Annotated in this window: 20 protein-coding genes and 1 pseudogene; 10 read left to right on the plus strand and 11 right to left on the minus strand. The window is 55.0% G+C overall.

Annotated elements, in window-relative coordinates:
- Positions 1–13: 13 nt before the first annotated feature.
- A pseudogene (locus tag J5M72_RS29065) lies at positions 14–241 on the minus strand (lysis system i-spanin subunit Rz); the annotation flags it as partial.
- Between the two features lie 42 nt (positions 242–283).
- Here J5M72_RS29065 and J5M72_RS24585 point away from each other — a divergent pair.
- From J5M72_RS24585 to J5M72_RS24595, 3 genes are all read left to right on the plus strand, one after another.
- Entirely contained in the window at positions 284–580 is a 297-nt protein-coding gene (locus tag J5M72_RS24585; protein WP_207867403.1) for a hypothetical protein, read from the plus strand.
- 131 nt (positions 581–711) lie between these two features.
- A complete protein-coding gene (locus J5M72_RS24590) occupies positions 712–1,461 on the plus strand; it encodes a hypothetical protein (protein ID WP_207867405.1) in 750 nt (249 codons plus the stop codon).
- Positions 1,449–2,021, plus strand: coding sequence for a hypothetical protein (locus tag J5M72_RS24595; RefSeq protein WP_207867407.1), 573 nt, complete (start codon positions 1,449–1,451; stop codon positions 2,019–2,021). Before J5M72_RS24590 ends, J5M72_RS24595 begins: the two co-directional genes overlap by 13 nt.
- Positions 2,022–2,087: 66 nt before the next feature.
- On the opposite strand, the gene J5M72_RS24600 is transcribed toward J5M72_RS24595, so the two are convergent.
- Complete coding sequence (locus J5M72_RS24600) at positions 2,088–2,477, minus strand: antiterminator Q family protein (protein ID WP_207867409.1); 390 nt, start codon at positions 2,475–2,477, stop codon at positions 2,088–2,090.
- Positions 2,478–2,861: 384 nt separating this feature from the next.
- Here J5M72_RS24600 and J5M72_RS24605 point away from each other — a divergent pair, with 384 nt between their 5' ends.
- Positions 2,862–3,227, plus strand: coding sequence for a hypothetical protein (locus tag J5M72_RS24605; RefSeq protein WP_207867411.1), 366 nt, complete (start codon positions 2,862–2,864; stop codon positions 3,225–3,227).
- 15 nt (positions 3,228–3,242) lie between these two features.
- Here J5M72_RS24605 and J5M72_RS24610 read toward each other — a convergent pair whose 3' ends face one another.
- The 5 genes from J5M72_RS24610 to J5M72_RS24635 all read right to left on the minus strand — a co-directional run bounded on the left by J5M72_RS24610 (position 3,243) and on the right by J5M72_RS24635 (position 6,742).
- On the minus strand, positions 3,243–3,977 hold the full coding sequence (locus J5M72_RS24610; RefSeq protein WP_207867413.1) for a DUF5677 domain-containing protein: 735 nt from the start codon (positions 3,975–3,977) through the stop codon (positions 3,243–3,245).
- A gap of 108 nt (positions 3,978–4,085) precedes the next feature.
- Positions 4,086–4,274, minus strand: coding sequence for a hypothetical protein (locus J5M72_RS24615; protein WP_207867415.1), 189 nt, complete (start codon positions 4,272–4,274; stop codon positions 4,086–4,088).
- Between the two features lie 396 nt (positions 4,275–4,670).
- Positions 4,671–5,357, minus strand: a complete 687-nt coding sequence (locus tag J5M72_RS24625; protein ID WP_207867416.1) for a hypothetical protein — start codon at positions 5,355–5,357, stop codon at positions 4,671–4,673.
- Between the two features lie 93 nt (positions 5,358–5,450).
- Entirely contained in the window at positions 5,451–6,314 is an 864-nt protein-coding gene (locus J5M72_RS24630) for a hypothetical protein (RefSeq protein WP_207867418.1), read from the minus strand.
- Positions 6,315–6,487: 173 nt separating this feature from the next.
- Complete coding sequence (locus J5M72_RS24635; protein WP_207867420.1) at positions 6,488–6,742, minus strand: hypothetical protein; 255 nt, start codon at positions 6,740–6,742, stop codon at positions 6,488–6,490.
- A 60-nt stretch (positions 6,743–6,802) separates the two neighbouring features.
- On the opposite strand from J5M72_RS24635, the gene J5M72_RS24640 reads away from it, so the two are divergent.
- The 5 genes from J5M72_RS24640 (at position 6,803) to J5M72_RS24660 (ending at position 9,057) form a co-directional block, all read left to right on the plus strand.
- A complete protein-coding gene (locus J5M72_RS24640; protein ID WP_207867422.1) occupies positions 6,803–7,243 on the plus strand; it encodes a hypothetical protein in 441 nt (146 codons plus the stop codon).
- Positions 7,240–7,419 carry a hypothetical protein gene (locus J5M72_RS24645; protein WP_207867424.1) on the plus strand — a complete coding sequence of 60 codons (180 nt, stop codon included), beginning with the start codon at positions 7,240–7,242 and terminating at the stop codon, positions 7,417–7,419. Before J5M72_RS24640 ends, J5M72_RS24645 begins: the two co-directional genes overlap by 4 nt.
- Before the next feature lie 51 nt (positions 7,420–7,470).
- Positions 7,471–7,623: a hypothetical protein gene (locus tag J5M72_RS24650; RefSeq protein ID WP_207867426.1), complete on the plus strand. Its 153-nt coding sequence runs from the start codon at positions 7,471–7,473 to the stop codon at positions 7,621–7,623.
- A 140-nt stretch (positions 7,624–7,763) separates the two neighbouring features.
- Positions 7,764–8,006 (plus strand): DUF4224 domain-containing protein, encoded by a 243-nt coding sequence (locus J5M72_RS24655; RefSeq protein WP_116254797.1) that lies wholly within the window; start codon positions 7,764–7,766, stop codon positions 8,004–8,006.
- Between the two features lies 1 nt (position 8,007).
- Entirely contained in the window at positions 8,008–9,057 is a 1,050-nt protein-coding gene (locus J5M72_RS24660) for a tyrosine-type recombinase/integrase (RefSeq protein WP_207867429.1), read from the plus strand.
- Between the two features lie 539 nt (positions 9,058–9,596).
- On the opposite strand, the gene J5M72_RS24665 is transcribed toward J5M72_RS24660, so the two are convergent.
- A complete protein-coding gene (locus tag J5M72_RS24665) occupies positions 9,597–12,692 on the minus strand; it encodes an efflux RND transporter permease subunit (RefSeq protein WP_207867432.1) in 3,096 nt (1,031 codons plus the stop codon).
- Positions 12,689–13,798: an efflux RND transporter periplasmic adaptor subunit gene (locus J5M72_RS24670; protein ID WP_207867435.1), complete on the minus strand. Its 1,110-nt coding sequence runs from the start codon at positions 13,796–13,798 to the stop codon at positions 12,689–12,691. The genes J5M72_RS24665 and J5M72_RS24670 overlap by 4 nt, the downstream gene beginning before the upstream one ends.
- Before the next feature lie 209 nt (positions 13,799–14,007).
- Between J5M72_RS24670 and J5M72_RS24675 the strand changes: the two genes are divergently transcribed.
- Positions 14,008–15,468: an efflux transporter outer membrane subunit gene (locus J5M72_RS24675; RefSeq protein ID WP_207867437.1), complete on the plus strand. Its 1,461-nt coding sequence runs from the start codon at positions 14,008–14,010 to the stop codon at positions 15,466–15,468.
- Between the two features lie 75 nt (positions 15,469–15,543).
- On the opposite strand, the gene J5M72_RS24680 is transcribed toward J5M72_RS24675, so the two are convergent.
- Together J5M72_RS24680 and J5M72_RS24685 are read right to left on the minus strand one after the other, a co-directional pair.
- Positions 15,544–16,815 carry an outer membrane protein transport protein gene (locus J5M72_RS24680; RefSeq protein ID WP_207867441.1) on the minus strand — a complete coding sequence of 424 codons (1,272 nt, stop codon included), beginning with the start codon at positions 16,813–16,815 and terminating at the stop codon, positions 15,544–15,546.
- A 200-nt stretch (positions 16,816–17,015) separates the two neighbouring features.
- Complete coding sequence (locus J5M72_RS24685) at positions 17,016–17,636, minus strand: TetR/AcrR family transcriptional regulator (RefSeq protein WP_169430165.1); 621 nt, start codon at positions 17,634–17,636, stop codon at positions 17,016–17,018.
- Positions 17,637–17,699 lie beyond the last annotated feature (63 nt).

A 17,699-nucleotide genomic window follows, 5' to 3' on the forward strand; every position in this document is an offset into this window, starting at 1 on the left:
TTGAGTTGAGGCCCTACTGCCGACTCAATGCGTTGATGTAGTCCTGACACGCATGCAGCGCGATCAATCCCCGGTCGCCGGTGTCGGTGATGGCGATAATTCTTTGAGCATGCGCTGGGTCAAGTCGGGCGCGTACTGCTGCATGATCCACGCCGCCGGCGCCGGAGGCGGCTGGCATCCCAAAGCCTTTGGTTGCGTCGAGGAGGACTGACAGGCGGACATCAGCAGTGGCAAGGCGATTGACCGGCAAGGGACGGATATTATCGTCGCCCTCGCCAAGACCGTGAACAGCGTCATTATCCCGGCGGGGTCGGCTGGTGTTCTGGTGTGCGGTGAAACCAATTGGGTGTTTGAGGATGGGCCCGCCGCCCTGAAATACTCCACGGAGTTTGCATCGAGCATTTCCGGCTCGGGGTGGGCCAAAAATGCCAACGGCCTTATTGAGCAGTGGGGATCGGGCGTTACGGATGCAAACGGGTACGTATATGTCACGTTCCCTATTCCGTTCCCTAACGCGCCGCGCAACATTACGCCAATGCACGTCGGGTCGCTGCGTTCACAGCAGTTCACGCTGCAATAAAAACAGACCTATTCCGCGCGGAAAAGCTTTTTTTCTCATTTACGACCACTGAGGATATGCGCTCCCCACAACCCGCCCTAGAATGGCATCAATGCATCGACTCAGACCCCAACAAGGAAATTTCCAGGCTGATGACTAACAAAAATCCAACATTTCGTGGAGCAGAACCCACATGGGCGAACGCCTGTGTTGGTAACAACGGTCAACCTAGTTATATTGAGTATTCGGAGGGTTTCTCGAAAGCGGCAAACATTCTAATTGACCTAGTTATCAATGATGAAAGCATTCACCTCAGTGTTGACGAGTTTGTTTACCCAGTCTGTTTCAATATGCGCCACTCAGTCGAATTAAGACTGAAAGGCGCGATTGACGAAATCATCGAAATCGCCAAACTGAAAAAAATCAATATTCAGTTCAACTCATCCAGCTCACACGACATCAACATGATTTGGAGTTTCTTCAAAACACAATCTGAGAATATCGACAAAAGATATATATCCGCAAATCAAAAAGCAGAAGCGACTATTTTAGATATTGCAGAGATCGATCCAACCGGCCAAACTTTTCGCTACCCAACCAACAACGACTCTCAGAAGCATTTAACAGAAGTATCCCTCATAAACTTCATTCTTCTGAAGAAGAAGTTTAATGAACTCGAAAAAAACCTGGATTCACTCCACAAACTTAATAACTGGTTGCAGTCGGAATACAATCAAGGCTCATTCACAGAGAAACTATCTCGTCCAGAAATCTTTAGAATTGCTAAAGAGCTACCACGCATAGAGAAGTGGAGAGATGAGGAATTCACTTCGGTAAAAGATCGTATCAAAGCAGAGTATGGCTTGGGAGTAGGGACTTTTCTAAGGCCGTGGATCTCATAAAAAACCATTACAATCTCGCTCCACTGATCAACTCCCCGCTCCCACTCAAAGGTATTTCCGAACAAAAATTGCTGCGATTTATAGATGAGTGGTTCAAGGAGAACCCTGACTTCCGCAAAGATCAGGACAAACCATATACTGAAACAACGCTTGACAGAGAAAGTTTGCTAAAGAGCCTGCTAGCGAGAGGTGCCCCACAAAATAAGTTATGGGATGTCTTCACTAACGAAGTTGACGCCGAGTATCTAGCCGGGATCGAAACCCTATTTTATTTCGCGCGCGACAGGGAATTCGTTGAATATTATGACAGATTGTTCGGCATCCACCTCGCTCAAGCTAATGCTAATTTGGCATACGGCACTAACTTAAAAGATGACTTCATGCACATATTCAATAAAAGCAATGCCATTGATAATATTTTGATATCTCTATTTTCTCTGCAACACAACGTGCTAGCGGAAAGCATCATTGGTATTTACGGCCTTGAAAACGCGTTCAAATGGCTAGATGACGCTCGATCACGCAGACTTTTTGCCTATCCAGACTATGCCGATTATTAATTAAAAATAACTATAGCCTTATCAAACATCTGCCGACGCGAGCTCGGCAGATATACAATTAACACATTATGCGACTTTATACATTGGACAAACAACACAGTCGATCCAAGCTACTCCTGCTCGCACCAACTCCCTAGTCTTTCCCTCGCTTAGCCCGTAATGCTTTCCCACACGCAACATGGGCCATTTTGCACCGAAGTACAGCCAGATAACGTCCCCCATCTGCTGATCGCGATGGGTCAGCCTCGCAACCGCTCCATCGATAGCCGTCGCCCAATCGTCAGTAATGCAGTAGCTCTTGCTCGATGATGGATAAGCGTTAGCCTGCCGCATCAACGCGAGGTTAGGCGATGCGTAACTTGGAATCCCAGCCCCATCCATCCTCCACCAGCCCCACTGTTCAAGCAGGTATTCTGTATCCCCCAAAGGCCGGCCAGCTGGCTTACGAATCATCATGCTCTCAATCCCCTGTGTAATTTGTTCCGCCTGCTCCCAAGCGGTTTGGTTGCTCGTATTGGCTCTGCGGCCCTATCGGTGTTGGGGAAGTCTTTAACGCCAAGACTTCGCGCTGTACCTGCTGCAATTTGAAACTCACCGCACCACGACCGTCTGCGCGTCGAGCGCAACAAGATCGCCCCGAAGGTGCGCGAACTGGCCGAAGCCGACAAGACCATCAGCGATACGGCCAAGACACTGCACATGCACGTCAAGCGGGTTGCGCTGATCGCCAGCGAGAACGGATTCAAGTTCAACTCATGAAACGCATCAGTAACCAGGCGACGACACGCCGCCGACAGACCTGGCTGGACTTACCGGCCAGCGGAAATGAAGAGGTAGGTCATGGCCGAGGAAAAGGAACTGACGGAGGAAGCCAAGAAGCAGCGCAGAAAGCGCGAGAAGGCAGCAGCAAAGGACGCTGCATTGGGCGTCGAGAAGTTTACGATTGAGGTGGCCGGCGTGTTCAAGCCAGACCTCAAGCGGGTCATGGCCACCCACGGCTTCAACAACCAGCAGGAGGTGTATCAGAATCTGCTGCGAAACCTGATCGCCGCCGACATCGAGACCCAGGCCAAGATGCTGCAGTGTGTCATGACACCTTTCGTTGTTACTGAAAAAGTGTCGCGCATTATTCGGGCCGCTGGAATGAAGTCGCTCGCCGACGACCCGCCAGAGCCAGAAGACGAAGTCGATGCGCCGACGGTTTAGTTACCGCCCCTTAAATCATTCAGAAACGAAGTTCTCATCTAAAGCCTTACAAGCTATATCCAGACAGCTCTGCACAAGACCTAGCGTAAATTCAAGGTGGTAGTCAGTTGGCCCTGTTATTAATCCAACTTGCTCATCCGAGACTTGGAGCGAAGAATCCATCGACCTAAAGGTTGCGTGGCTCGCTGCTACCGATAGGCCGCGGTAAAGGGTGTCGTATATCGGCATGAGGTTAGCAATTCGGGCGGCGTCATATGTTGAAAAACCTGGAGCACTACCCTCGCCCCGGCGAATGACTTCAGTGAGATCCGCTATGTTCTGGTCGGTCAAGCCTCTAGTCGATAGGGAGTCGATCATCGCCTTAGCTTGCTTTCTCTCGTCTATGTCGGATTGCCGAGAGATCCTTGAAAATGTGGATGGATCATTGATTAAAGCCACGCCATGAAACATAGCCTCCGCCGCTGAACGCGTCACGGTTTGAGCATCTACGACGAGTCCGCTTTCGCATAAAATAATTGCAGCCTGACAACTTCTTACTGTCCGCTGCAGAAAAATCAAAGCAGCCAACATGTGCGGTTCTTGCCAGTCAACGCCTGCCGCCATCATCGAGCGTTGAGCATCGTCAGATGCAGACTCAGCGATTTCAAAGGACTGTGCATAGGTAGCCCTGAGTTTCTCTCGCACGAAATCCATTGATGGGGATAAGAAGCCCCTGAGATTCAGAGCATTATCCAAGGCGGGTTGGTCCATTCTGCGATCCTTCAGCTGTTTAGAGTCATATCGAGCGGCTTCAGTGCATGGAGTTCGCCTCCATGCCGGGCCGAACACAAATACCGCAACGATCGGCAATACGCCAGCTCAGACGAAACTCGGTGGCTCAACGATTTGATGTGCCGACTCCATGTAGCTGGCCAGGTCGATCACCTCGCGAAGGAACACGACCACCTCAAGCTTCACAGCGTCGTCCGGCAGCCCTATCCGTTTTAGCATCGCTTTAGCGTCCTCTTCGATAGCCGCTAGCGCATCTACATCGCTCTGCAACCTCATGTCGGCCTCCTGCCAGTGTGAGTTGAGTCATAGATTCACCACCTGGTAACGAGCCGGCCAGCGGAATTGAAGAGGTAGGCCAAGGCCAAGAGCAACGCGCAATTGAAGAAGGACAAGCGAGCCAAGGAGAAGGCGCTGCTCGATCGCATCGGCGCCGAGAAGCGCACGTTGATTGTTTCGAAAGCCTTTATGACGCCCTACTGATTCTCGACGAGCGTCACGGCTTCGAGGAATGGCAGGAAACGGTGTCTACGCTGATTCTAAATCTGGCTGCAACGCCGGTTGAGGATTCAGAGCGCTTTGCCAGCATGTCGCGACCGGAATTCGTCATTAGCGAAAAACAGTCGCGACAGCTTGAGAGGTTTGCAAAAGTGGGATCGGAAAATTCAGCGCAAGCTATGATGTTCTGCGTTTTTTAAAGCGGACCCAATGTTCGTCAGATATCTGATAAGTGAAATACTCGCTGCGACTCTTACCATCCATGCCAATGTACTCGATGAGCAGCTCTCCAATTGAGCCTGCTCGAGAGACATCTATTAAGAGCTCACACTCCCATCTACCTCCAGCCTTGATCATGCCCAATTCGATTTTTGCCAACTGATCAAACGGTGGGTCAAAAGTTACAACAACGTGATCAGCCGTGTTACCCAGATTCTCGACATAGAGTTTATTCATTATTGTATTGGGCTTACCACCGCCCGTCTTCAGGCCAACTCTAGCGTCAAAGCTGGCAGCTATTGAACGCTCCGCCTCATCTTGCTGAATCGTGATTGCCCGCTGCGCTGCTTCAATCTGTTGTAAAGCTGCAGATGCCATGATCGACTGCTGTTCTACTGAGTTTTTTAACTCTTGAGCTTGGAGCTGCAAAGCGTCTGTACTCAACTTCAGCTCTCGTCCTTGCTGCAAAAAACCAAGAACCAACCAAAGAAACGCGATTGGGCCAAAGGCTCCGGCAAGAAAGTCACCCAAAGCATTCAATTCAAGGTTTATAAAGTTTTCGAACTTGAATGCAACGGTCGTTGCAATCACCAACAGATAGACGACTGTACAAAGGATGCCCCAGAACTCTAATTTTTTTGCCACCTACCTCTCCTCATTCCGGCCCCATGCCGGGACGAACACAAATACCCCACTTCTACGAATCACACCAAGCGCCTGAAGTAGCGTTTAGACTTTTCACATCGAAATTACTAGCGATGAGATTCCAGCTGCACTAGTAAGTGCGCTAATACGTTGCATATCGATTGGAACCGAAAACCTTACTGTCAGTTCAGCACCAGTATTTGTATAATTATCCATTTCGCAGCCATAAAACCCATGCTCTTTTGAGAGCTTTTCCACGAAAGCCATGACATCTTCCTTGCTCCCATCCAGCTTTATTTTTGCTGAATACATCCCTGTTGTAGACTTCCATCGAGACCGAGGCGATCGAATATCATTCAGAAGCGTTTCGATATTATCTAGGCGCTCTATGAGGATTGTTTTGGCATCGCCCTGATCCAGAGTATCTAAAAGGACTCGATTTTTCTGCACTCGCGAAATTGGATTATCCGTTTCCCCGCGCACTAGAACGTCCTCAATGGCGGAACGTAGCGCGGGTGTTAACTCATATACTCCTCGCATGTCGTTTGTATAAAAAACTGTTCTTTCATCTGAGATATCGAAAGGCAGTCTCGTACCGGACTCAGCTAAAGCGACAACAGGCAAACCGGTACAGTGCCGTACAGCTAGCTCGTACATCACATTCGGATTGAGCTCAGAAAGATTTGCAATAACTAACTCATCCTCAAGAATATGTTCGATAACTTGCCTTGATATTGAGCCAGTTATGGAGATTTCATGGGCAACAAAAACTTCGAAACCTAACTCTGCCAGGAGTGGTTTCAATACTGAACTTATTAATCCATCTGCGGCTCTTCGTGTGGGGGACTCGCCGCCGCCGATTGGGGTGACCACAAAGCATCGCTTTTTCACCGAAAGGCCGGGCCCACTGCCCACTATCTCATTAGGTACAGAGTCTGCTTCCTGATTTTTCTTCATGTCATTCCTTCGCGTCCGAGGCCAGACACGCATTTATACACATTTTAATGCTGTCTCCAACAATCGATGTTTTAGATCCTACCCAACCCACTTTTCCGCCCGGGCATGCCCCGGCGTAGGACGCCCCATGCGTTTAGCACTCATCTAGGTTGCTGCGATTCTTCCACCCGCTATCAGGGGATTGAGATATCCAGCAACAGGTAAATATTGATATCCACCGGGGTTATCCAAGGTGACTGCTTGTTTTCGGCTCTCATCGCCAAGTAAGCCCTAGTGCGCTCTACGTGAAATTTTTGCTTGCGAACCGACATTTCTTTGACGAGCTGTTTAGGAACGCCGTAGTACCCGCACCCTGGACAGTCTCTCTCCACGAAATGCCCTGCCGAAAGCAGCTCTATATCCGTCTCGCCACAAATCAAACACGCCATTCTCCTGCCCTCCTTGTGAACGACAAATAAACTGTAGCCGACTCTCGGCGAGGTATTTCCATGTCATCAGAAAACGAAATGGCCGCACCAGTAACAGCGGCTGAAGAACTCGACGCGGTGCTGTACTGGCGCGACAAGCATGCGACCGCGATCAAAGAGCGCGACGCCCTGCAACTACGCCTGAGCGCAAAGGATCAGCTGAATGATACGGCTACATTGTTGATACGCCGCATGGTCGCCAACTTCGACACCGAGATTCGTTATCACGAAGACGTCGAGCCGAACGACCTGGAGCATGACCTGGTGCTTTCGGAAATGCACGAGTTCCTGAATCCAAAGGATGGCGACTGGCATATGAACCCGTGCAAGCAAGGGCACCGCGATGTAGGTGCGGCCGGCGGCGTCGCACACTGCTACACCTGCGACGAGAAGGTCGAAGCGTCCACCACGCAAGAAGCCTTCGAGCGCTGGAACGCAACGCACTCGGCGGCGAAGGCATGAAGCTGCTCATCCGCAGAAAGTTTGAAGCCTGGCTGATCCTTCTCGCCGCAAAGATGCTCATCGGTCGCAACGTGCACCGCTCTTCTGTCGTCTCCCGCCGCGACAACAACGACATGTGGGCAATGGCGGAAAAGCTCGAAGGCATCGCCGATCGCATAAAACGCCAGTACCCGTAATCGCTCCCCCAACTCAACAGCCTGCCGGTGTATGGCGGGCGAGGAATCCTCATGCCCGAATTTACGTACGACCAGAAGCTGGTGGATTACGCAACGGCACCGAAAGCATCGGCCGGCAGCATCTGCCAGATCGAGAACGGCGATTTCGTGAAGCACTGGTGCGGGAAGCTGCGCGGCAAGTTCATTCAGGTCGGCCCCACTTGAAAGGCAGCGACAAAGCAGCAAGCAATCGAAAAGGCTCGGGAGTTTCGCGAGCAGTGCCGGGCAGAAGCAAAAGCGAAAGGTTTGTTGCCCGCATAACCCATCACCAACTTCTACCGCCAGGCGCGGCATGGAGCATCAAAATGGAAACTGAAATTCTCTCCGACGAGGAGCTGGCCGCTCTCACCGGCTACAAGGCCCGGGCCTACCAGCGCCGCTGGCTGATTGATCGCCAGTGGGTGTTCGTCGAAAGCCGCGGCAAGCGCCCGCTGGTGGGCCGCATGTATGCCCGCATGAAGCTGGGCATGATCAGCCCTACGATTGCCGATCCGAACCCGCCGCCGGCTGCACCGGTATGGACACCAGACTACTCGCGAGTGAATTGATATGCGCCCCCGCAAGGCCGACACACGCAGCTTGCCGCCTCGGATGTACCAGTGGACACGAATACGAAAAAGCGGAAAGGTTTGGATCGCCTATTACTATCTGGATATGACAGGCAAGGCGATTCCGCTGGGCAAGGATATGGACTTGGCCAGGGTCAAATGGGCGGAGTTGGAGGCGAAGGAAAAGCCGCTTGATCTGCGCACCATGAAAGGCATCTTCGACCGATATATCCGCGACATCGTATCGAAGAAAGCGGCACGGACACAGAAGGACAATTTGGCGGAGATCAAGCAGCTTCGGCCGATGTTCGACAGCGCTCCCATCGACTCAATCACCCCAGCAACTATCGCAGGGTACCGCGACGCGCGGACCGCCAAGGTTCGGGCGAATCGCGAGATTGCCACCCTCTCCCACGTTTTCAACATTGCTCGAGAATGGGGACTGACAACCAAAGAAAACCCCTGCCAGGGCGTGCGAAAAAACAAGGAAACACCGAGGGACTATTACGCAAATGATGTGGTTTGGGATGCTGTTTACATGAAGGCAGCTCAAGAGCTGAAAGACGCGATGGACTTGGCCTATCTGACCGGGCAAAGACCGGCAGATGTCCTGGTCATGAGGAAGGACGATGTCGAAGGAAAATACTTGGGTGTGCAGCAGAACAAGACACGCAAAAAGCTGCGTATCCAGATGACTGACGGTGATGAGCCAAACAGCCTAGGCCTGTTGATCGGGAAAATGGCCGAGCGCAATGCTCAGCACATTTGCAGCTATTTGATCGTGAGCGCACGCGGCAAGCGGATGACCGCGAAGATGCTTCGCGATCGATGGGACGACGCCAGAGAAAGGGCCAAGAAAGAAGCTGAAGAAAAAGGCGATGTTCAACTGGCGGAGAAAATCGGAGGCTTCCAGTTCAGAGACATCAGGCCGAAAGCGGCGTCGGAAATCCTCGACGTCGGCGATGCGAGCCTACTCTTGGGGCACACCAAAGGAGACATTACCGAGCGCGTCTATCGACGAATTGGCGCCATTGCCAAGCCATCGAAATAGCCCCAAAAACCGTTACAAAACTCAAAATCCGCCCCTTGTAGAATGCGGGCTGTAGAGGTGTCGAAAAATAAACGTATCGTAACGAAAATCGGCTACAAGCCCCGGTTTCATTGGCTTTGAATATCGGTCTTGAAAACCGTCGACTGTAACAGGTCCATGAGTTCGAATCCCATCGCCTCCGCCATATTTGATACGACAAAGCCCTGATTATTCAGGGCTTTGTCGTTTCTGGAACTCGCGTTTTTTGGACCTCCCTTTCTGGATCGTTTCCGCATCTTTTCAGCTATTTCCGCAACCCTCCCGTTCCATTCCAGCGTTCCAGCCTGGATCAAGAAACTCAGAACTCATCCAATGGGTATTCGGTGATGTCCGTAGGCAGCTTACGGCCAGAAGCGGATCAGCGTGAATGTCTGTCACGGCCAATATGCACGTTCGGATAACGACAAAACTGTCAGTGATCCTGCCAGATGTGACCAGTCAAAAGATGAGTAGTAAGGGGGGCAAAGAGGCACGACAAAGCGGGCCTCGATTTCAAGCTTTTATACCTGTGTCGGATTTATTTTTTCAGTTTGCCCCTTATGGTCAGGACGGATCTTGAACCAGATCGAGTACATCGCGGGCAGGAACACCAGCGTCATGATGGTGCCGACGAGCGTGCCGCCAATCAGGGTATAGGCCAGCGTCCCCCAGAACACCGAGTGTGTCAGGGGAATAAACGCCAGGATTGCCGCCAGGGCCGTCAACAGTACCGGTCGTGCACGTTGCACCGTGGCTTCGACGACAGCGTGAAACGGATCCAGCCCTTCTTGCGCGTTGTGATGAATCTGACCGATCAGAATCAGCGTATTGCGCATCAGGATCCCCGACAGTGCAATCAACCCGACCAGCGCATTGATGCCAAACGGCTGACTGAAGATGAGCAGTGTCGGCACCACACCAATCAACCCTAACGGCGAGGTAAGGAACACCATGATCATCGCCGAGATCGAACGGACCTGCACAATGATGATGACCAGGGTCATGGCAATCATGATCGGCAACAACGGCAGGATCGCCTTGCCGGCCTTGCCGGACTCTTCGATCGCGCCCGCCTGCTCGATCCGGTAACCGGAAGGCAGCTTCTCGATGATCGGCTCCAGTTGCTTCAGCAGCGCACTGGAAACATCCGGTGGCTGCAAGTCCTCGGCAATGTCGCCGCGCACGGTGATGGTCGGGGTGCGATCACGCCGGCGCAGGATCGGATCCTCCATGCGCACATCGACCTCGCCTATCTGCGACAAGGGGATTCGCTGTCCCGACGCACCGGCTAAAGTGAAGCCTTCGATTTGTTGCGGATCGAGCCGTATATCCCCCGCTGCCCGCCCCATGACCTGCACTGAACGAATATCTTCACGCACCGCCGTGATCGGTACTCCGCTGAGCAGAAATTGCAATTGCTGTGCAACCGCAGTCGATGTCAGCCCCACTGCCTGCAGACGGTCCTGATCCAGGTTGAAATGCAACGACGGAGTCAGCGGCCCCCAATCAGTGTTCACGGTTCTCATCATCGGGCTGTCTTGCATCACGCCCCGCACCTGCTCGGCGATCACGCGCAACTTGGCCGGATCAGGCCCCATCACCCGGTAAGCCACTGGAAATGGCGAATAAGGACCAAACACAATCTGCGATGCCCTGAGGCGCGCCTCAGGGGCAAGCCCTTGAGCGACCGCGTCACGAAAACGCAATTTGAGGGTTTCCCGTGCCTCCTGACTGTCGGTCAGCACCACGATCTTGGCGAACGACGGATCGGGCAGTTCCGGCGCCATCGCCAGAAAGAAACGCGGCGCCCCTTGGCCAATATAAGCCGTGACGATTTTTGCCTCGTTTTGCTGGCGCAGCCAGGCTTCGACTTTGGCAGCCGTGGCGCTGGTCTGCTCGATGGAAGTGCCGTAGGGCATTTGCACCTCGATCATGACTTCGGGACGGTCAGAGGTCGGGAAGAATTGTTTCTTCACCAGCCCCATGCCCGCCGCCGCCACGAAGAACAGCGCGGTAACCATGCCCGCGACCCACCATTTGCGCGCGATGACCCGGGTCAGAACCCGGCGGAAGCGGTTGTATCGCGGCGTGTTGTAGATGGCCGCGTGTCCACCCTCGACTGCCTTGATGTCCGGCAACAGTTTCACGCCCAAATAAGGGGTAAACGCCACGGCCACGACCCACGAAGCGATGAGAGCGATGCCCACGATCCAGAACATGTTGCTGGTGTATTCGCCGGCGGTTGACTGAGCGAAACCGTTCGGCAAAAAACCGATCGCCGTCACCAGAGTTCCGGACAGCATCGGCGCCGCCGTGTGGCTCCAGGCATAGGCAGACGCCTTGATGCGATCGTAGCCCTCCTCCATTTTCACCACCATCATTTCAATGGCAATGATCGCGTCATCGACCAGCAGCCCCAGCGCCAGGATCAACGACCCGAGGGTAATACGGTCGAAGTTTTTGCCGGTGGCTGCCATCACCACAAACACGATCGCCAGGGTCAAAGGTACGGCGGCGGCGACCACCACGCCGACACGCCAGCCCATGCTGAGAAAGCAGACGAGCATGACCACCAGCAGCGCGACGAAGAATTTGACCATGAACTCGCCGACGGCAGAGTCGATGTTCACCGCCTGGTCGGTGACCTTCGAGAGGCTCATGCCCAGTGGCATTTCCTCATTGATCCTTGCGGTCTCGGCTTCCAGCGCCTTGCCCAGATCAAGACCATTCCAGCCCTCGCGCATCACTACGCCGAGCAACAGCGCATCTTCGCCGTTATTGCGCACCAGAAAGGTTGCCGGGTCTTCATAACCGCGTTCGACCGTCGCCACATCAGACAGCTTGAGTGTCCGCCCTCGCACGACCACAGGGGTGTCGCGGATTTTCTGCAGTTTGTCGAACGCACCATCGAGACGCAGAAAAATCTGTGGCCCGCTGGTTTCGATTGATCCGGCCGGGGTCAGCGCGTTCTGACTGTTCAGCGCGGCGAAGATGTTCTGCGGTGACAAGCCCAGGGTCGCCAACCGGTCATGAGAGAACGAAACAAATATCCGTTCGGCTTGTTCGCCGATGATGTTGACCTTCTTCACCCCCGGCACATGCAACAGACGCTGGCGCATCGACTCAGCATCGCGGACCAGCAAGCGCTGGGGCTCGCCTTTGGCTTTCAGGGCGAACAGCGCAAAGGTCACGTCCGAATACTCATCGTTGACCATCGGCCCGATGACGCCCGCCGGCAACTTGATGGCTTCATCTTCGAGTTTTTTACGCGCCTGATAGAACTCCTCCTGCACTTGCGCAGGGGGCGTGCTATCGAGCAACGAGACCATCGTGAAAGCGAGCCCCGGCCGCGTATAGGTTTCCGAGCGGTCGTACCATTTGAGCTCTTGCAGGCGTTTTTCCAGGGGTTCTGCGACCTGATCCTGCATCTCTTGTGCGGTCGCCCCCGGCCACGCCGTGATGACGGTCAACTGCTTGACTGTAAAAGGAGGGTCTTCGGCACGCCCCAACTGGAAGAACGCCAGGATGCCGGCAACGGCAATCAGGAAAATCAGAAAGACTGTAATCGCCCGCTCGCGAACGGCGATGGCGGAAATGTTGAATCGTCCTTCGCTCATGGACGACTCCCGGCGACGGTGGCCGCATCAGGCACAGGCATTCTTACTGACTCACCTTCGCGCAACAGATGAGCGCCCAGCGCAACGATTTGCTCGCCAACGCGAAGGTCGCCGGCCACTCGGGCCGATTCGTCGCTCAACCCCAGCACCTGAACCGGTCGCCAGGTCACGGTTGGCGGGGTGCCGCCGATAACCCACACTCCAGGGCCTTTACCGGCGTCGTAAAGCGCGGCAATGGGCACTTGCAACGACGCGGCAGGTGTCGAGCCCTCCGCTATTCTGAGAGTGACTGTCGAACCTATCGGTGCATTGGCCAGCGCGCCTTCCAGTACATAGCGGGCCTCGAACGTACGCGTCGTGCGGTCCGCCGAATCCGAAAGCAACCTCAGTTTCGCGGTAACAGCCCCCGAAACGTCGCCGTAGCGCGTGGCTTGAGCGGTGGATCCTGCTGCGGGACGCAACGTCTCGGGCAAGTGCACGATGGCCTCGCGTTGCCCTGCCCGCGCCAGTCGAACCACCGGTTGTCCCGGGCTGACGACTTGTCCGGGTTCGGCGAGTGTTTCCACCACAACGCCATCGGCATCGGCGACCAGCACCGCATAACCGGAAGCGTTGCGTGCAACGTCCGCTTGAGCTTCAGCGGCGCTTAGTTGCGCCTTGGCGGTATCTGCGGCGGCTTTGATCTGATCGTAGGCCGATGCGGAAATGGCGCCGGCGCTGACCAGGGTGCGATAGCGGGCTTCGTCATCGGCTGTCTGCCTGGCGCGGGCCCGTGCGGCGATGACCGTCTCCTGCTGCGCGCGCGCCTGCAACCCCAAGTCGATGGGATCAAGCCGCATCAACGGCTGACCGCGCTTGACGGTCTGCCCCGTGTCAACCAGACGCTCAAGCACCTTGCCCGATACGCGAAAGCCCAGGTCGCCCTGAGTGCGCGCCGTCACCACCCCCGTAAAAGATCGGGAACCGTCGGCCGCTGCCTGAACGGCGGTGGCCCGGACCAAAGGCGCTTGAGTACGCGGGTCGACTACGGAGGAAGAATCACCGCACGCTACCAGGGCGAGTGGCAACAGGCATGCGGCGATGGGGAAAATTCGGAGCCGGCGCATAGGTTCCCTTACTAGAAATAGGATGGTCATCATATTCTCGACCCTGTGACCACTATCGTCAACAGTCACTGAATATGAAGTATCCGACGCTTCGGCTTTATCATGCCTGTCTAAAATACCCGTTTAATCGGCCAATACGTTCAATCACCCTTGATTGACACGTTGTGACCAATACGTATTATGGTCACAAACCTCGTTAAGGAACGCCGATGCCTCCCCTCCGTACGATTACTCTTTTGGTTACCGCCAGCTTCGTGGCAGGTTGTGCGGTGGGTCCGGATTACCGTCGTCCAGACGCCCCGCTTTCGGACCATTACCTGGGGCAGCCCGCTGTCGAACCGCGATCCGGATTGACACCGGACGGTCTCGCCGCCTGGTGGAAAAACTTTAATGATCCGCTGCTGACCGACTTCATCAACCAGGCACTGCAGCAGAATCTGGATCTGGCACAAGCGTCGGCGCGCGTCACCCAGGCAAGGGCCGGCCTGGGAGCCGCAAACGCAGCACTGCTGCCCTCGGCAAACATCAACGCACAGGCGGCACGCGCTTATCAGTCCGTCGAGACGCCACTGGGCCAGGTGTTGAATTCAACACCTGGCTATGACCGTTATGGCAATTCTTACGAGGCCAACCTCGAGGCGGGCTGGGAAGTCGATGTCTTTGGTGGGCTGCGCCGTGGACGTGAGGCAGCACTGGCCGAGTACCAGGCCTCAGCAGCGGGCTTCACCGCTACACGGCTGGCGATCGCCGCGCAAACGGCCGATATCTACATCACCCTGCGCGGATTACAGGCACGGCTGGATATTGCAAACCGGCAAGTCGACACCCGACACGCGTTGCTGGAGAAAGTCCGATTGCTTTACGGCAAGGGCCTGGCCGCGGAGTACCAGGTGCGTCAGGCCGAGGGTGAATTGTCGCAAGTCCAGGCGACCGTTCCGGTACTGCAAAGCGGTCTGGAAGCAGCCATGAATGCGATGGACGTGCTGCTCGGCACGCCTCCCGGCTCTCACCGCACGCAACTGGCACGTGAGGGCGAAATTCCCGATGTGCCGTCGTTGACTGCGCTGGGCACACCGGCAGATCTGCTGCGGCGCAGACCGGATCTGATCGTGGCCGAACGCCGTCTTGCGGCCTCCAACGCGCGCATCGGTGAAGCCATTGCCGAGTACTACCCGAAATTTTCACTCAGCGCCTTGCTCGGCAGCGCGACAGCCGTATCCGGTGGCAATCTTTTCACCGGCGGCGCAAGCCAGTCGGCCGGTGTGCTGGGTTTGCGCTGGAGGCTATTCGACTTCGCACGCATCAACGCCCAGATCGATCAGGCCAAAGGTCAGGAATCTGAAGCATTGGCGGTCTATCGCCAGTCGGTACTGCGCGCCACCGAAGATGTAGAGAACGCGCTGTCCTCACTGGTGAATCGGCAAGCCCAGACCACTACCCTTACCGGCGGCGAAGCGGCGCTGACTCAAGCTCGCCAGTCCTCGTTCACCGCCTATGAAAGAGGCACCGCCAGCCTGATCGATGTCCTGCACGCCGACGAAACATTGTTGCAGGCCTCCGACGCCAGAGCGCAGGCGCGGACTGAATCGGCCCGTGCGGCGGTGGCGGTATTCAAGTCGCTCGGTGGAGGATGGCAACCCGTTGAGCCGGGTTCTGTAGCGGCGCGCTGAGCAGCAACCCCAGATCGTTTCAAGAGTCGGGAGACACGTGTACTCCCGATCCGCATTTGGCTTGATAGCGCTCAACTAGAAGCGGTAACTGACCGACGTTCCGAACCCGCTGGCACTATTCTTGTACTTGGCACTGTAGGCACCTCTCGCTGCCGAGGTGTCGTTGACCTCCACGCTTTCCTCCCAAAGATAGGAATACGCGAGATCGATCGTGACATTGTCCACGGGTGTCCAGCCGGCGCCGATGCTGACAACCTTACGGTCGCCCGTCGGAATGCGCGGCCCCCGATTGGTGTTGTTGGCGGGTGACTGATCGACCGAAAACCCGCCACGCAGCACCCATTGGCTGTTCAATTGATAGGCCGCACCGATCGCGTGAGCCCAGGTGTCATGCCAGTTCTGCTCTTCGCTGATCGTCCCCAATTGACCGCTGAGCAAGGGCGGCAAGCCGCTGTTCTCAATCGTCAGCTCCTTGAAGCGGCTCCAGCGCGTCCAGGTACTGCCCACATAAAGCGTCCAGTCGTTGTTGAATTGATGCGTCAGCGAAAAGTCCACTGACTCAGGCGTGTCGACATCCAGCGATGCGTCGTAACTACGGCCGCTGACGCCCAGTACGCTGAAGATGCCATCGGTGACCTTAGTTTTGGCGTCCAGGTGGTAACTGACTTTGGAGTGATACGTCAGGCCCAGGCGGGTCTGTTCGGTCGCCTGCACCAGCACGCCAGCATTGAAACCCAGTGCAGTGTCATCGCCGGTGCTTTTGAGCTTGCCGTCATTGCGCCCCGGGCTGAGTGGATTGGGTACCATGCCCGATATCTCTCCGCCGATACGATTGATGGTCGGCCCGAACCCGATCGATACCTTTTCGTTAAACGCGTAACTGATGGTCGGTTGAAAGGTCAGTGTGGTGACTTCACTTTTGTTGGCGTAATAGCGTCCGGCAAATCCACTGCCGTAGTCGGTGATCAGCCCGAAAGGCACATAGAACCCGACACCAAATGCCCAATGTTCATCGATCGGTTTGACGTAATACCCCATCGGTACTGTAGTGGTGGGCACCATGTCGCCGTCTTCCTTTCCCCCAAACGTACTGCGTGTCTGGCTGATGTCCGATTTGGCGAACAGCGTCGCCGCCCCCACGCTCACCTGCTCTCGTTTAAGCCGCGCCATGCCTGCCGGATTGCCGTAGATCGTACTGGCGTCTTCGGCTGATGAAGATCGCCCGGCAAAACCGGAACCCATCCCGCTGATGCTTTGTTCGTTGAGGGCAAAACCACCGGCCAACACATTGGAGGACACCAGCGCGACCGCCAGGCCGACGGGACTCTTGAGCATTATTTTTTTCATTATCTGGACTCTATGGGATCACTGAAAAACAACATCGAGAAAGACAGCGAAGCCATACTATCCAAGTGACCATTTCAGTCAATGGTCACCAAGAGTAAAATTGAACACCGTCTCCGCACACAGGTGCCGGGAACAGGAAATCCGGTTGGGGGGATGTCGCGCTGTGGCTCAGCTCACCTGAACAGGTAATCTGCGCTGGGTCAGGGCATCAGGCTACGCAGAATGAGGTTGGAGGTCAGCGTGGGCGCTACCTCGATAAAATCCAGATTGTGCTGCAGCAGCAACGGGTTGACGAAGGGGCGCAAGGCCAGATGAATCGCCTCGACGGTCTCGTCCAGTGGGGTCTTGCGCTCGAACTCTCCGAGCTCCCGCCCTTCACGCACGATGTCGAAGATAAAGCGCTTGATCTGGTCTTCATACATCTGGGCACTGGGCCAGCGCTCCCCGGCGGAAAATGCAGCGATGTCGTAGAGCTTGCGATCATTGAAGAACAGGTCCACACCCGTTGCTATCACGGTTTTCACCAGGCGGCGGAAACGCTCGGTCGGCGAAATCGCCTCTGCGTTAACAGCCTGTTCTACCGCTGCAACGATTTGGCCCAGACAGTTTGAGCAGATCGCTTCGCCGATCGCCTGTTTGGAATCAAAGAACTTATAGATGTACGCCTTGGAAAAACCGATGGCCCTGGCCAGATCGGAGACCGTGGTTTTGCCATAGCCGTATTGGCTGAAGTGTTCATTGGCTGCCGCGACAATCTGATCACGAATGTCGTGATCGACTGGGCCACGAGGGCCGGGCGAAGATAGGGATGGCTGATTCATGGGCGTAGCTTACTCACCCTCTCGAGGACTTACAAATCGTGACCAATGAAACATATAGTCACG

The organism is Pseudomonas sp. 58(2021) (assembly GCF_017491585.1).
Taxonomy (GTDB): Bacteria; Pseudomonadota; Gammaproteobacteria; order Pseudomonadales; family Pseudomonadaceae; genus Aquipseudomonas; species Aquipseudomonas fluorescens_BT.